This window comes from Shewanella sp. UCD-FRSSP16_17 (assembly GCF_001675935.1).
GTDB classification, from domain to species: Bacteria; Pseudomonadota; Gammaproteobacteria; order Enterobacterales; family Shewanellaceae; genus Shewanella; species Shewanella japonica.
Genome location: NZ_LZFV01000035.1, coordinates 264,083 through 281,684 on the forward strand (window position 1 = coordinate 264,083; position 17,602 = coordinate 281,684).

Here is a 17,602-nt window from a genome sequence, read left to right on the forward strand (position 1 = left end):
AAGGCTTTTATACATTAAAGTCACGTCCATGTTTACCGTATTAGATGTTTTGCCACACTTAAAACTGATTATGCATATCGTTTAGCGCTTGGTGTAGCATGTCATCATCGTTATCTTGATTATTGTCACTTTGCTCTGTTGGCGCATCAATTACGCTGTCAGCATCATGAGCTGCATGTTGCGGGTGTTCTTTATGCTCGTCATCTAATGGGTTTTCAAATGCATCGACTTCAACAATATCAAGCATGTCTGCTTGTGGATCAGCAGTGTTAAGCTCATGCATTGTTGGCAACTCCGCTAGGTCTGGAATGCCAGTATCAGGTTTAAGCTCATCATGGCTTAATCCAACCATCTGTAAGTAATGATCGATAGGTGCTGGTGCGGCTAGACTATCGGTACTGTCAATGACTAAACTAACGTCGATATCATCACTTTGATTTAACGTATCTGGTTCATCGCTTTGTGATACTGGTGCTGGAGTAGATATCGGTGCAGGGATAACTTCCACTGCAATCACTTGGCTTGCAGAGTTGCTTGAGCTGCCATCATGGGACGTGGCGCTAATCGTCAAATCAAAATGACCATGAAAGTCAGCTTCAGGAATAACTTTGAGGTTAGTTAATTCGCTTTGTTGTAGTGTCCAAATACCGTTCTTTTCAGTTCCCGCAGATAGCGAAGCCCCTGGTGGAACGCCTGTGATTTCAACTGTGAGTGTTTCATTTATATCAGGACTGGATACGTTAATATTAAGCGCTAAATCAGTATTTTCATTACCCGAAATCGCCATAGTATCGAGTGGCGAAGCTAAATCTCCGACATGCTTAGTAAATATCATGGTAGGAGTATCGGCATCAGGCGACACATGAATTGCCATACTGTTATCTATCGCGACATGACCATCGGTCACCGTATAATTTAAGCGTAATTCCCCATTATAATTTACCCCTGGATTAATAACCCAATGGTCACCTTGTTGGGTAATAGTACCACCACCGACTATTGATAAATGGCTTACATCAAGCACATCTTTAGCGTCTGTATCGTGAACGTTAGCAAGTAAATCAGCTTTACTCAGAGTGAGCAGATGATCTTCAACAACCGTACCCGAAAGCGCGTGGCCAACAACAGGTACATCATTGGTACCGATGATCACTAACTTCATTGCCTGGTCTACACTGTGACCAAGAGAGTCGGTAGCGGTCACCATGACAGTTTCTTCAAGTCGCTCACCCTGAGCCAAGGCCTGCACACGAGCCGAATCGTTGTGGGCCTGATATTGCCAACTGCCATCGCTACTTAAGGTTAGGTCACCGTATTGCGGACGTGTTCCGGCTTGCAATGCCCAGGTGACACCGCTGGCGACTTTGACATCACCAACTAATAAATCGAGTAAACCGTGCGAGCGTGTGACTTTATCTTCGGTGATGACAGACTCAGAAGCGCCGAAAATTTGCGGCCCGGTTTTACCGTCACCAATATGCACGGTCAGATGTTCTTCCCGGCTCTCACCGCTGCTATCGGTAACTTTGATGGTGACGGTTTCGGTATGACTTTTACCTGCAGCCACCTCCTGATTGAGTTTGTCTCGTTCTGGACCACTGTGGCTAAAGGTAAAATCCCAGCGACCGTCAGCATCAATATTAAAGTGACCAATGCCCTGCACATCAATTTTATTGCGGTTGCCTGGCGTGAAATCCAATTGATGGTGACCACCTTGACTATCTATGTACTCGACGTTGAGGTTGTCAGCGTTATCAATGTCATCAATATTGATATAGCCGTAAGAGTGAGTGTGGGTCATTGAGCCCGTGGTAATTGAACGGGATATCTCAAAGGTGCCTGTTAATAGAGGGGCGTCGTTGGTGCCATGAATACCAATATTGACCACGGCATGCTTGGTGTCGCCATGGTTATTGGTGTAACTGATGAAAAAGTTATCTGCATGGCTATCGGTTTGCCCCATTTGCTGAATCGCGGCAGTTTGGTTGTCCAATGTGTAGTGATAGCTACCATCGGCGTTCATGTGTAAGGTGCCATAGTTGCCTTGTAATACGCCTGTAGTGGTAACAGTTTCACTGGCGCCAACAGCAAATAACGTTCCCGTCGCAGTCGTCTTACTGTCTTCCTCGACGGCTTGAGTTTGTATCAGCGTACTGAGATCGGCTGAAACCACCAGTTGTCGCTGGTCATGAGCGCTATCGCCAGTTGCTGTCGCGACAACCTCTGCATGAACTTGATAGGCGTTGTCGCCGATATTAGCAACTTGGTTGGCAGGAATGATCAGTTGCCAATGATCGTTGCTTACGGTGGCGCTATAGTGTTTGCCTGCCACAATCACATCAACCGAATTGCCATCTGCCACATGGGTTGTGGTGCCTGTAATGGTTAAATCCTGCTGGTGGTCATGGTGGTTGACCCAATCGTCGTCCGAAATCGGGTCGATAGATAGAGTGGGTTTAGCTGTATCTATAGTGATTTTATGATGGACTTGGACACAACTGCCGTCGGCTTTGGCTTCAAATACGGTCATGGTATAGGTGCCATCGGCGCGATCTGTTGCGCTAACATCCAATTTCCAATAACCATTTGCATCGACAGTTGCTTTCGAGTGGCTGAGAAGCCCACTTCCCATGATAGTGCTACCGGGCTCGCCAGTACCATATAAGATAATGTGACCGTCACTGGTAACAAAGTCACTATCACTGACACCGGTATCATATTCTAACCGGGTAATTGCCAGAGGCGGCGTGACATCAATTATGGCGTTGGCATCAATCGTGTTATGACCATCGCTGACTTTGAAACTAATGGCTAAATCGTTACCAACAAAGCCTGGGTTTGCAGTAAAGCTATAGCTGCCGTCAGGATTGGTTACTACCGTTCCATGGGGAGAGAGCAGTGAACCTGCCACAATCGATAATCCCGCGGTGCTGGTATCAACATCGGTAACATTCGCAAGTAAATCAGTTGCTTGAAAGTCGTGTGTGTGGCCAGATTCAACCTTGCCTAAATCGGTGGTGACGGTGGTTGGGGCGGTGTCGCTACCAGTGAGGTCGACGCTGATTTGATGTTGGGTGCCATCGGCAGTCTTAACTGTAACGATATCGGTGGCACTTTGGCCCTGTGACAGCGCTTGTGCGGCTTTGTTAGGCGTATATTGCCAATGACCACTGGTATCGATACTTAATTCCCCGTGGCTGCTAGGCAGCACTTGAGCGATGAAGTGATCTTGGTTGGTATCGGGGTCGGTCACCGTAAGTTGACCCGAAACGGCATGGGTTTCGTCGGTAGTTAGCTTGCTATCACCGGTGATGCTGGCATTCCCCACTTGAACTGTTAGGTGCGCTGGTAGTGTTTCTTGCCCATCGGTCACGTCGACTTCGATTTTCAATTCACCGCGATAGTTGGATTGAGGGGTAACGGTCCAAGTGCCATCACCATTATTGTGAATCGTGCCGTGATTCCCAGCAATGGATACGTGGGATACCGATAAGGTATCGCCATCAATATCAGTGGCTTGGTTTAAAATATCATCTTGATTGATGGTAAAGCTTTGATTGACGTTAACTGTTGCGTGAAATTGGTCGTGGTCTATTTGATCGTACTTATGTAGCAGATCATTCAAGTTACTTGCTGAAGCAAGTGCTTTAATTTGTGCAGGAGAAATGACCTGATCAAACACCGCAAAGTTATCAAAAGCACCATGCAGGTTACCATCTTGTGACCAATGGCTCTTGCCAATGAAATTTTGACTTCTAGCGGTAGCGGGAAGCTCTGCACCGCTATCGGTTTCCCCTAATAGCTGGCCATTATTATACAGTGCCATATGCCCATCATGACTAATGGTCGCGGTCAGTTTCATCCATTGGCCCGGGGTGACCCCATGAGGCACCATTAGGTCATGCTTTTGACCCGCAGCGTCGATGAATTCGAGCTGCAGTGTATCGGTGGTGCCACTATGGGTGAGTAAAATATTGTCTTTGGCTTGGCCATTACCAAAATCAAACACTCTGGAATAACTGTCAGCTATTGAGTCAAATTTTACTGTGGCGGATACCGTAATACCTTGGCCATATTGTAAATCCGGGACTTCGATTTTGGCACCGCTATCACCATGAAATTGCACTGCTGAATCTGGCGTGCCATCAGCACCTGTGGTGGCAGTGATGGTACCACTTAGCACGGCATGATTATTTCGGCCTGATAGATCTGTGCCTTGATTACCCGAAAATTCGTAAGCCGCCGAGATGGGCAGTGATGCAAATTGCCCACCTGCTAAGAAAGTTGGCGCATCGTTATCTGCTGAAATGTGGATTGCGCCAGTGTACTCTTTCGAGTCTAGGCTGCCATCGCTTACTGAGTACTTAAACGCAGACTCGCCATTAAAATCTGTTACCGGCGTAAAGACCAATTTATCGATGTTATCAGCATCAATTTGCTGGCCAGCAACCACTGCTCGACCATCTAATAACAAACTACCGTGTGCAGGGTTGGGCAGGTGAGTAATGGTAATGTGCTGCAATGTATCGCCCGTATCAACATCAGCAAAACTGAACTCATTTTTACTGAAAGTATGGCTATGGTCTTCAACATCCCTAACACTTAGATGAACTGAGGTCGGTGCATCATTTCTTGCTGCAATATCAATTTCAGCCGTTGCTACCGATGAGTTGTCATGGCCATCATTAACTGAGTACTTAAAGTTAACTCTACCGTTAACGTCCTGTTCAGGGGCAAATATCAGGTTAGCAATATCCGTTTGGCTAATAACTTGGTTAACCGTTACGGCAGCACCATTTAGATGCAGTACACCTAAACTGGCAGCGGGTAATTCAGTAATGGTGATACTGCTTAAACTGCCGCCATCGCTGTCAGTAAAACCAAAGTCAACATTAGTAAAGTGATAATTAACATCTTCAATAGCATGGATGACTTGTGTCGCAATCGTTGGTGCTTCATTGCTACCTTGTACGTCAAAGTGCATAGTGTGAGTTGTTTGACCACCTTCATTATCGGTAACGACTACATTAAATGTTTCGGTAACGTGTTGCCCTTCGATTAAGGCTTGAGTAGCAGCTAAAGCATTATCAAGTTCGTAATGCCAGCCGCCATTGGCTGCAATTGTAAAGTGTCCATATGTACCCAGTACATCGGTTTGTTCGGTAATGCTATGGGTGTCTCCAGTATCTGGATCGCTGATACTTAGCATGCCTGAAGTGCGAACGTGGTCGTGTCCGCCGTCTTCAATAACGGTTTTAGGTGCTGCGAGTTCAGTAACGATTGGGTTATCGTCACGGCCATCAATGTTGATGGTGATTTGGTGTTGGGTACCATCAATACTAGAAACGGTATAGGTTTCGTGTACCTGATCATTTTTCGTTAACGCATTAGCGGTGGCATTCGGTGTGAAAGTCCAATGACCATTGCTTGACATGTCGAGGTGGCCATAGGTGCCATCTAGAGCAGCAACATTGAAATGCATTTGCGCGGTATCAGTGTCTTGCACACTTAGCACGCCAGAGACGCTGGTATCTTCATCAGTATTGGCAAGATCATCACCACTAATTTGGGCATTGGGAACTGGTTTGGTTGGATCCAGAACTAATGCCTGAAAATGGCTGTCTATCGCTTGAGTATTGTCTGGTCCTTGGGTGGTGACAATGAGTCCTATATTCATATTGTGACTATTGCCACCAGGCAATTGTGCAGTTAAATCGGCTAACGACCAATCTTTAACATCGACTTTATCTGTCATTCCATTAATAGTGTGACTATGCCCATGTCCATCACTGATAACAGTACCTTTTAGTAATCCAGTAATCTCTGTTTTGACAATTTTGTCGTCAGTATCGGTAGGGGGAGTGATGACCGGATTTAAGCGAATGAGCGCATCAGGATTTGGTGGGACCAAGGTGCTGTCGACTTGCACGACTTCTGATATCACTCCAGCAGTTGTTGTTGTGATTTGATGATGGCCAGTAAGATCACTCGCGACCCCATTTGCCATCCTAATATCAATTACCAAGCCATTATTTTTATCCACAACGCTATTTAACGGGGCTTGTGATAATAAGCTGGCATCAACGGGATGATTAGTGACCATTGCAGCACTGAATATTTGCCCATGGAATGCATCTTTGGGCTGAAAACCATGATTTTGATGGTGGCCATCCTCATGGACTAAGCTGCCATCTTGATCCTGCGCCAGCGACAGCATCCCCTTACCTGGCATCGTATCGCCTTGATGTACGTTATCTTGGGTGAATTTTACTTTACCGTCTTGCAATACTTGTAAGATGCCAGAGTGGGAGTCCCACAATAGTGTGTAACGGTGGGTTAAATTGTCAGCTGTAGTGTCAATACCTGTTGCATACTCAGTGCCACAAATCGATACGGTTAGATTTGATGGTTTCCAAGCATAAAGTTCGTTGGTGGAATGGCTGTTACCATAACTAATAAACGTTGCCCCATGTATACCTTGTGTGGCAACCTGGTTGCCACCGATGACGTTGAACTCCAAGGCAATATTGGAGATAGTGTCACCTGTTTGTAGTTCGCCATTGTTCATTACTGAACCTTGACCACTACTATCAAACCTCATTACCTGTTGTTCAGTGGTAAAGCTTAGTGTTGCATGAGCACTATCGGTCACAGAGGCAATGTCTATACTTGCGTGCGCCGTGCTATGGCTGGTGCCATCAGTAACTTGGTAAATAATATCGACATTGTCGCCATGAAAGTTGGCAGTAGGCGTATACGTGTAGCCGTGAATTGCGTCGCCACTAAAGGTTCCGTGGGGTGAAGTTGGGGTACCAACAATCTGCAGTGACCCGTCAGGGTCCGACAAATGTTCAAGTAGCTGCGCTTGTGTAATATGAATTGAATGGTCTTCATCCGTTGTGCCTAAATTGCGGGCGCCACTGTCAGTTAAGGGGTCATTCACTGCTGCGACATTTATGGTTGCCTGAGCGGGAGCGGAATCGGCATGGCCATCATTCACGGTATAACTGAAATGAACATCACCATTAAAGTCTTTCGCTGGAACAAATTGCAGCTTACTGATATCTCCGGCATCGATAATCTGATTTACAGACACATCATGTCCATCAAGTACAAATTTACCTGCTGCTAAGCTTGGCAAGTTAGTTAAGGTAATAGCCTGTAAGGTGTCACCAGTATCTATGTCGGTAAAGCCAAACTGACTTGCTTGCATCTGGTAACTGACATCTTCAGTACCGTTGGTTAAATGTACCTGATTGATCGTTGGTGCATCATTGGTTCCGGTGACATTAATATGGAGATCGTAAGGCGTACCGTCTTTACTATGCACACGATATACTACGGTTTCAGTTTGGCCTTGTGCTAGATGCTGCAGGTTGGCGTTATCAACGCTGTAGGCCCAGCTACCAGCACTGTCAATGCGTAGCTGACCACCAAACGGGTCATGAATTTTTGTTTCGCCAAATTGATTATATCTAAATGCATTTTCACCGCTATCGGGATCAACGACATTGAGGGTACCATTAGCAATCTCGGTGACGGTGCCATTAACATTACTGCTGTGGGCCCCATCTTCAGTAATACTGCCACTGCTGACCTCTGTGATGACAGCAGAGTCTCTCATCGCACTAAGCGTTGTTGTCGCTCCAGTGTGAGTGACGCCGCCATGGGCATCTTTTACGTCATACCTGAAATGGACTTGACCGTTGTAGTCTCTGTCTGGGGTAAAGGTAAAGGTTCCATCTTGGTTAGTGAGAATAGAGCCATGATCAGCATGTAGATTGGCAATGGTGAGTTTGCCTGCATCATTGGCATCCACGTCAACGGTGTTTGCTAACAGATCAACGACAGATATGGTTTGAGCTAGATCTTCTTTGCCACTAGCAAGCAGCACTTCTGAAGAGCAATATGGGCGGTCATTATCACCATGAATGGTAATGATAATATCGTGAGATGTGCCATCTTTAGAGTACACAGTAATGGTATCAGTTAACGTTTGATGCTCACCTAATTTATCAATGACAGTGCCGATCGTTGTCTTACGATTTCCGACCCAATCAACACTCCCTACGGTAACATCGTAATGCCATGTTCCATCTGGGTTTAATAGTAAGTGTCCATATTGTCCATGGTAAGAGTTATTCCAGGCACCGCCTCTAGGGTCAAACTGAGATTCTCCTGTGTCGGGGTCAACAATATCTAACTTACCATCAGCTGTTAATGCTGCTTGACCTAGCTTAGCCATGCCTGGCTGAGCATAGTCTGGCGACATATCTTGTCCAGCAGTTCCCTCGGTGACATCGCCAGTATCAACGCCACCAATAATGGCTTTATCATCACTGCCATTAATAGTAACTGTTATGGATTTTTCTGTGCCATCTACAGTTCGGACGATGATGGTATCTTTGAGCGAATCTTTGCTGGTGAGGGCCTGAATATTAGGGCTATTATTATCAACAACGTATTGCCAATGTCCGTCATTATTTATTGAAAATTGACCGTAAGCTGCGTGATTAACATCCACAATAAATTGGGATTCACCGTGATCGATATCAGTGGCGACGAGCTGGCCTTGTGCGACTAGATTTCCTTGGTGGTTATGAGTGTCTTCTTGAAGCACTGCAGAGATATCGCCGGTGATCTTAGCAATGTCATTACTGCCATGTATATTGACTTCAACTTTGTGGGCGGTGCCATCAATCGAGTGGACTACAAATACTTCTTTAAGCGCTTCAGTTTGAGATAGTTGCTGTATCTGAGGTTGATTGTTGTTAGCAATGTACTGCCATTGGCCATTATTACTGATAACAAGTTGACCGTAATGCCCTTGTTGTAGTCCTGAAGGGTATAAATCTTGGCCGCTATCTATATCGGTAATGGTCAATTGACCTTTGGTTATCAGTAGGCCTGAACTCAGTTTGTCCTCAACGACAACACCCGCATCTACCCCATTTATATTGGCTAAGTCATTGGTCCCAAGTATTTGTATTTGAATACCATGTGGAGTGCCATCGTGACCTTTAATAAAGAACAAGTCATCAACGGTTTCGCCACTTTTAAGACTTTGAACTGCTACACCTTGATTATTGAGCGCGTAATGCCATAGCCCTTTGTCGTCGATGTGTAATTCGCCATATTTGCCTTGTAGCGTTTCAGGCTTGAAATGCTCATCGCCAGTATTAGGGTCGAGAATGTTCAATTGTCCTGTCGCTGTTTGTTTAGTGCCGTCTTCTTTAAATAGTGCGACATCAGTACCTGTGATGATCGCTGGCGTGTTATCACCGACAATGGTGGTTGAGATAGTATGCTCGGTACCGTCAATGGATTTTACGGTAAAGCTTTCGGTTAGCTGCTGCCCATGGGGTAACTTGATCACATTAGCATTGTAATGATCGACTGCATATTGCCATTCACCATTTGGCTTAATCGTTAAAAAGCTCCCATAAGCACCTGCTATTACTTGTGATTGAAAATGCGCTTCTCCTGTATCAACATCAGTGATGTGAAGTTGACCATTAGCGTACAAAATATTGGGCGCGCCAGAAGCATTTGAAATCACTCCAGTATTTGTGCCTGAAATAACTGCACTATCATTGGTGCCATGAATATGAACACAAAGAGTTTGTTCAGTGCCATCAGCAGTTTTGATTATCACCGTATCGGTAATTTCATGCCCTGCATTAAGAGATTGTATTGCCGTTTGTTTGTTGTCTGAGGTGTATGTCCAAGCGCCAGAAGGGGCGATAGTAAAATGGCCATACTGGCCAGTGAGAGTTCCAGCGATAAATTGGGCTTCACCTAAGTCGGGATCTGAAACAATGAGCTGACCATCTGCTCTCAACTGTCCTTGGAAAAGGTTTTTATCTTCAGTGACATCTAATGTGGAAGAACCTGAGATAACTGCTTTATCATCTTGGCCATTGATGATGATTTTTATTTGATGTTCGCTGCCATCGATAGATTTAACAACTATCGTATCAATTAACGACTCACCTGTTTTGAGTTGATTAATTGCAGGTTGATTATTATCAGCGGTATAAGTCCAGTGACCATTATTATTGATGATTAATTCGCCAAATAAACCTTGTGAAGCATTGGCCTGAAACTGATTATCTCCAATATCAGCATCTTTTACTGCCAACATACCGTCTGCATGTAAAAAGCCAGCGTGTAGGTTTTTATCTTCAACTAGCGAAACGATTGATATACCGCTGATGATGGCTTTATCTTCGGTTCCATTAATATTTATCTTGAGAACTTTCTCTGTGCCATCAATCGCATGCACATATAGTGTTTCAGTTAGCGTGGCTCCAGCTTTTAAGCCTTGAATGGCGGCGCTGTTATTATTAGCAGTGTAGACCCAATGGCCAAGCTGATTAATCGATAAGTAACCGTAATTACCTTGATAGCTATCGGCAACAAATTGGTTTTGGCCGTTATCGATATCAGTAATGGTCAATGCACCATCAACCCTTAATAATCCCGAGTGAACACCTTTGTCTTCAGTGAGTGAGGCTGTTGCAGTGCCGACAATCACGGCTTTATCATCGGTACCATTAATGGTGACAGTGATTTGTTGTGATGTACCATCAATGCTGTGAACGATTAAGGTATCGGTGAGTGACTCACCAGAATTAAGACTTTGAACAGCCAGTTGGGAGTTATCAGCAGTATAAATCCAATGACCCAACTCATTGATACTCAGTTGACCAAACTGGCCTTGCAGTGATGCCGCTTGGAATTGATTTTGACCACTATCAACATCGGTCACAGTCAATGCACCATCGACCCTTAATAATCCCGAGTGAACGTTTTTATCTTCAGTGAGTGTTGCAGTTGAAGTGCCTGCAATCAAGGCTTTATCGTCAGTACCGTTAATGGTGACGGTGACTTGTTGCTCGGTGCCATCAACCGAATGAATTAGAACCGTATCAGTTAACGACTCACCCGTTTTCAGTCCTTGAATACTCGGCTGCGAGTTGTCAGCAGTATAAGTCCAGAGGCCTAAATTGTTAATCGATAACGTTCCAAATTGACCTTGCAGGATTTCTGCATTGAATTGCGCCTGACCGCTATCTGCATCGGTAACTGTTAACGCACCATCGACTTGAAGCTCTTGTGATGAGATGCCTGAGTGGAGGTTTTTATCTTCAGTAATACTTCCTGTCGTTACACCGCCAATTTGCGCTGACTCATTACTGCCAGTCACTTGAATTGTTACCTGCTGAGTAACAGGCTGTCCTGAGTTATCTGTGGCTATGACTGTAAAGGTTTCTGTTGCTATCTGACCTTGATTCAGCGCTTGTGTTGCGGAGTTTTGATTGTTGAGATGATATTGCCAAGTACCTGTATCTGGATCAATAGTTAACTCACCCAGTTGGCCGCGTCCATTGGCAATTGACCAATTGATATTATCACCAGTATCGGGATCTGTGGCGATCAAATTACCAGATGCGCTATCTATAGCCCCGTCAGCATTAAGTGCTGCGTGATGGACTCCTGATATACTAGGAAGATCGTTGCTACCTTCAACTTCAACAGAAATGCTTGTTTGTAATTGGTTACCCTCAACATCAGTTGCTGTAACGGTAAATTGCTCTGTGTGGTGCTCATTTTCACCTAGTGCATTAGTGGCTTGGGAAGCGTTGTTGAGTTGGTAGTGCCACTCGCCAGTTATTGGATCGATATTTATCGCTCCAAATTGCCCCTGTGGTTGACTGATACTCCAATTAATTAGATCAGAATGCTGACCTTGAGCGTGTAATGTACCAGTCACCACATCGGTGTTTGAATCTTCTTTAACTTGTTGAATTTTAAATTGACTGTCGATAGTTAGTGGCTTTTCATTCGTGCCAGTGCCAGTGCCAGTGCCAGTGCCAGTGCCAGTGCCAGTGCCAGTGCCAGTGCCAGTGCCAGTGCCAGTGCCAGTGCCAGTGCCAGTGCCAGTGCCAGTCGCTTGGGCTGCTCGAAATTGACTGATATCTTCTGTTGCAGTATTGCCTGCTTTAAACGGCTCAGCATTGCCAATTCCTGTTGTTTCGGTTGAACCTGTCTCTTTGATTAGTTTATTTTCAGGCGTTGCTTGAGTAACCTCTAAAGCGTCATCTGACTGTTCTGCCGATGCAATTTGGCGAGTGGCAGTGTTAGTCTCTGTCGCTTCGGTGGTTTGATTGGTTACTAGTGATTCAACACTCTGTGGGATTTGATCAGAGGGTAAGTTTGGTTTTGTTTTACCATGCGCCAGTGAAGAGCTAACCGATTTATCGGCAACAAGATCCTGATTAATACCTACAGTTGTTTGTGGGGTATCTCGAGCTTCTTTTGCTAGGAGTTTTTTGGCTTCAACGGCAATTTTATTGGCCGCAACCTTTGCTTTTTTATCTCGTTTAATTTGTTCAGTTTGCTTAGCCGTGTTGGGCTTATTGACCTGTTTAGTATCCGTTTTTTGCTCACTATTAGGTGGAGTCTTGCCTTGGTTGTCTTGAGTCATGCTAACCTCTACCTCTCACCGAATGCTTCATTAATATTAGTAAACACGGGTTTCCATAAATATTGGAAAACACTTTTATCCCCAGTCACTATGTCTGCTTCTCCTGTCATGCCTGGGATTAATTCAAATTGACCAGGCGTGTCAAAAAAGTAGGGCTTTTCGATGGACAGTTGCACCTTGTAAAAAACGCCGCCTTTTTCATCTGAGTCAGTGCTGGGAGAGATGCGTTTGACGATGCCATCAAGCGCGCCGTATCGACTGTAATCAAAGGCATCAATTTTGATACGAGCACTTTGGCCCACTCGAACAAAGCCGATATCTCTTGGGGACAGTTTAATTTCCATTAACCCTGTTTTAGTCATAGGAACTATCACTGCAACAGTGCCTCCTGGTTGAATTACACTACCAGTAGAACTCGTAGGAATGGATTGGATAATACCGTCAACAGGCGCTGTCACTGTATTTTGAGACACCAAAGAATCAGAAGATTTAAGTCTTGCGATAACCCCCAATAACTCTGCTTGAGTGTCTGTTCGTTTTTCTCCGACATCTTTAAATAGTGAGGCTTGTTTTTGCTTGAGTTGACGTTCTAAATTAACTAGATTTTTGGAGAGCACTTGCTGTTTACTTTCCATTGATTTTAGCTCACGCATGTAGGAATCAAGCTTTTGTTGTGACTCTAAAATACGCAACTTAGATACCGCTTGTTCAGCAGTAACGGACAGCATCATTTTAAGGGTTTGTTCAGCTGTTTGTATTTGATCGCTTAATGGCGGGATTTCTGCTTTAAGACCGTCAAGTTCAGCTTGGGTTTTGGCAATATCGGATTCTGATAATTGCTCCATTGCAACACGCTCTTCATTCATACGTCTTAAAGCGGAAATATGAAGTCGCAGTAACTCAGGGTACTCGATAGCAAATTCGCTAAAGTCGGCCTCTCTTTGTTCCGTAAAGGCATCATAACGCTCAATTCGCATGATTAAATTGGCACGTTTACTGGTGAGCTCTTCTTCTGCTGATAAGCTATCAATAGAGACAAAGCTTGCTAAAATATCGCCTTTTTTGACGACATCACCCTCTTCAACAACGACTGAGGCAATCGTGCCACCTGCACGGCTTTGGATCACTTGTCGATGACCTAGTGGTACGACTTGTCCTTTAGACTTTGATATTTCTTCAACATCAGTAAAAACAGACCAAATAAGCATACATAATATTGATCCTGTGATGATTAAAATGACATTGCGGATCATTTTGCGTTCAGCAGGTGCTTCAATCGCTTCAGCAAATTCATGCTTAGGCCATATTCGATTAGCTAATTGACGATTATCCATTGATTGAAGACTCCTGTTCGGCACTTGAAGTGGGCTGCTCTTGGGGCGTTTTATCTGGAATAGGGCCCGCGTAAACCACCGCGCCTTTATCTAAAATGATGACTTTATCTGCTTGTTGAATTAAGTCTTGATCGTGGCTAGTAAATAAGACGGTTGAATGTCCTTTTAGGTTTGTTAACGTATTAATCAGGGTGGCTTTTGATGTCGGGTTTCGGTGTGGTAATGGTTCATCAAGCAGCAAAAGTGGAGATTGTTTCACTAGCGCTCTAGCGAGATTAATATAGCTGCCTTCAATGGCCGAAAGCATGGCATTGTTTTCGCCCAAAAGGTCGACAGATAAATCATTATTGATGCTGTTAAAAAAGCTTTGTCCGCCAGCATCAATTAGAGCTTGAATAATTTCTTGGTCTGTAGCGTTAGGTTTAGCAATACGAATATTTTCGGCCAAGGTGCCAGGGAAAATATCCGGTTGTGAGGGACTATAACCAGCCCATTGTCTAAAAATGGCAGTATCATATTGTTTTAAATTTTTACCGTTGATGGTTACAAAGCCTGCTTGGGCATCTAATACTCCTAATGCACTCAGTAGTAAAGTGGATTTACCACATGCGTTTGGTCCAATAATGGCCACTAATTCACCCGGTTCAATCTCTACATTTACCCCTGCTAGTGCAGGTTCACCTTCTGCGCTGTATCGAAGCGTGACATGCTGAAAAGCAACTGCTGGTGGCTTGCTATTATCTGGTGTATCCAACCTAAGTTCTGACTGCTCGGTATTGGCCTGCATGAACCGATCAAACTGTTTGACCGCAATATCCATCATGGTGAATTTTTGTTTAGAGGAAAATGCTAATTGAGCAGGACCGGTAATACGCCAAATCATCATCACGCAGGCAATTAATGCCCCCGGAGAGATGCTCTGATCTAACACTAAAAATATGCCAGTAAATACCGTAATTAATGCGGTAAAAAGACTAAGTGAATGAGCAACTGCTGCATTTAAACCATTACGTTTAGCGTATAAAAAATTCTGTCGGCTATTTTCTCTTGCTTGGCGAATAAACTTTGTTTGCCAGCCTTCGGTGTCACCAGCGGCCTTTAATTGCAGTAAGTTTTTAGATAATTCGCTCATAGCATTTTGATATTCGCCACTGATTGTCGGAGACGCTGCCTGAACATAACGAGTTAATAGTTTCRTCACAAGGTAATAGAGCAGCAACATACCAATAGGCACTAAAACTAACCAACCGCTTAAAAACATGATGGCGAGTAAGGCGATGAGGGTGAATGGTAAATCCACCAAGCCTCCACCGCCGGGGCCTGACAGTAACATCCTGACCTTTTCAGCATTTCGCATTCGGGCAATATGATTGGAAATACCGACTCGTGATAGCACCATAAGAGGCATATGCAACAAACGATAAAAGGTTATTTCAGATAAGTCCCTGGCAAAGCGGTTGCTGGTTGTAGCCAGTATTTGTGCCCGTACTAAACGAGTGCTGACTAAAACACCAATTGCCAAGACACTGCCTAGTGCGATGCTAGGTAGTATTGACGGTGTTTGCCCGCCAATGACTCGATCATATACGGCCATGGTAAATAATGGCACGGCCAGACCTGTAATACTTGAAAGTAAACTGAGCCAAAATACAGGTCGGTACCATTTTGTCCGTTTACTCATTTGCGCGGCAAAAGCTTGCACGTTTTTTTTACTGCTCGGTAATGATTCAACCAGAAAAACATGAGCTTTGTCATTGAGTTGGGTTAAGTCTATTGGTTGCCATGTATTCTCACTTTGCAGTTTCTCGAAAATATTTCCTTGTCGCCTGACAATGAACCCAGCTTCGTTTTCTGGAATCACAAGAAATGGATGAATCGCAAGGTGAAGATTTTTAGCTGAAGGGTGAATGACTGAAAAGCTAATTTGGTGCTTTTTAAGCAAGCGAGAGACTTCAAGAGTGTTAAAGTCATCTTGGCTATTATCACTGGCGATATTGCTGGCCTGTGTATATAAGCCAAGCTGTTTGAACAGGGTGATAATGAGTGGTTTTAATTCTAATGATGCTTGGCTCATGAGCGGTTCTCCTTATTAGCTTGGCTAACCGCTTGGGAAGGCGTTTGCTCTGAAGAAGGCTCGCTATGGCCGATGATATCAATGTTTTGATCGCATATTTGGCTAAGCGCTACATAATGTGATGCGGTCACTATAGTCATGTGCTGTTTAAGCTCTTTGAGTAAAGCGATTAAACGATTTTGCGCATCGGCATCTAATGAAATCATGGGCTCATCTAGAAGCAGTATTGAAGGTTGCTGAACCACAGCTCGCACTATGGCGATAAGTTTTATCGCCCCTTTGTTGAGCATTTGGCTATCACTGTCTGCGACGAGCGTTTGATAACCGTTAGGCAGTTGGGCAATGGCATTAGTTAAACCTAGACTATCAGCAACAGCCATGGCCTGCGGTTCATACTCAGCCCGAAACATGGTCATGTTTTCTAATAAGCTTCCCGCAAATAGTGTCGGCCAAGGCGCAACGTAAGTGACTGATTGTCTAAATTCTGTGGCGCTATGCTGATAGATTGGTGTGCCATCAATAGTCACCGCACCTGAAGTAATCTGCTGAAATCCTGCAATCATGCTTAAAATATGGCTTGCATGACTTAGCGGATTAGATTGAAGATTCACCAAGCTATTAGGTTCAATTTTCGTAGTAAAATTATCAATTACAGTCCCGAGGTTTTGACTACACACGGTCGTAAATTGAATGGGGCCAAAAGGAAGCTTTTGATGATACAGGGTTTCGCCTGTAAAAGGCTCTGCGGGAATTTCAGTTAAGTCATTAACGTGTGACATCGCCGTTTGAGCACTAACAAGTCTTGAGCGTAAACTAATGATGGCACTTAATGGGGCAATAGCTCTACCTGCTAAAATTGAACAAGCGGCAAGCCCACCCGTTGTGAGAGAGCCATTTAACACTTCCAGACAACCAAGCATGACCAGTATCAACGTGGTTCCCTGAGATGCTCCTTGAATGACTTCTTGGAGTTTTGCTGATAGCCAATCTACTCGTTGTTGGTTATCTAATCGTTGATAATTGATATTGTTATAAATACCAGAAAGTCGGTCTTCAAGTGATAAAGCTTTGGCTGTAGTTAAACCTGACAGCACTAAAATCAGCATTCGAGTTCGCTCTGCATCTGACAGTGCTAAATCATGGGTGGCTAAGGCTAATTGTTTGCCTATGTAATAAACTAATGCGCCTACAACAACCCAAACAGCTATTGGAATAAAGACTAAAGGGCCGCCTATATAGGCGACTAAGGCAAGGAAAATCAGGACGAAAGGGAAGTCCATCAAAGCAACGATAGCTTGTCCTGAGTAGAGTTCTCGCATACTAGAAATACTGGCGAGGCCGTTGGCAATACGACCAGTACCCATGGCTTCAACATGGCGATAATTAGCTTTCATGAGCTTATCAACGACATCAGATGTTGTTGATAACTCGAAGTTGGCTGCTGATGCTGCAAGAATCCAACTACGACCATACCTAAGTAGCAGTTCAAGCAAAATAGCGACGGCGACTCCAGATACTAAAATAGTCGCAGTCCCGTAACCTTGATTAGGTAAAATTCGGTCATAAATTTGTAGCATGGTGAAAGGCAAGGCGAGCGACAATAAATTAATAAATGTCGAAGAAAGAAAAAGCTCGGGAAATGCCTTGTTCTTAGAAAGTAAACTGAAGTTTTCCTGCATCTATTCAACATCCTTATAAACACTA

4 protein-coding genes are annotated in these 17,602 nt (G+C 44.3%); all 4 read right to left on the reverse strand.

Going from position 1 to position 17,602, the window contains the following annotated elements; genetic code table 11:
• Positions 1 to 58: 58 nt before the first annotated feature.
• From A9267_RS21805 to A9267_RS15010, 4 genes are read right to left on the reverse strand one after another with little or no spacing between them, the layout of a single operon-like run.
• Positions 59 to 12,490 (reverse strand): VCBS domain-containing protein, encoded by a 12,432-nt coding sequence (locus A9267_RS21805; RefSeq protein ID WP_065109750.1) that lies wholly within the window; start codon positions 12,488 to 12,490, stop codon positions 59 to 61.
• Positions 12,491 to 12,498: 8 nt separating this feature from the next.
• Entirely contained in the window at positions 12,499 to 13,824 is a 1,326-nt protein-coding gene (locus tag A9267_RS15000) for an HlyD family type I secretion periplasmic adaptor subunit (RefSeq protein ID WP_065109751.1), read from the reverse strand.
• Positions 13,817 to 15,898, reverse strand: coding sequence for an ATP-binding cassette domain-containing protein (locus A9267_RS15005; RefSeq protein WP_065109752.1), 2,082 nt, complete (start codon positions 15,896 to 15,898; stop codon positions 13,817 to 13,819). The genes A9267_RS15000 and A9267_RS15005 overlap by 8 nt, the downstream gene beginning before the upstream one ends.
• Entirely contained in the window at positions 15,895 to 17,577 is a 1,683-nt protein-coding gene (locus A9267_RS15010; protein WP_065109753.1) for an ABC transporter transmembrane domain-containing protein, read from the reverse strand. The genes A9267_RS15005 and A9267_RS15010 overlap by 4 nt, the downstream gene beginning before the upstream one ends.
• Between the last annotated feature and the right edge of the window lie 25 nt (positions 17,578 to 17,602).

Coding starts and splice junctions, on each gene's coding strand:
- A9267_RS21805 (WP_065109750.1), bottom strand. CDS start 12,490: ATGACTCAAGACAACCAAGGCAAGACTCCACCTAATAGTGAGCAAAAA.
- A9267_RS15000 (WP_065109751.1), bottom strand. CDS start 13,824: ATGGATAATCGTCAATTAGCTAATCGAATATGGCCTAAGCATGAATTT.
- A9267_RS15010 (WP_065109753.1), bottom strand. CDS start 17,577: ATGCAGGAAAACTTCAGTTTACTTTCTAAGAACAAGGCATTTCCCGAG.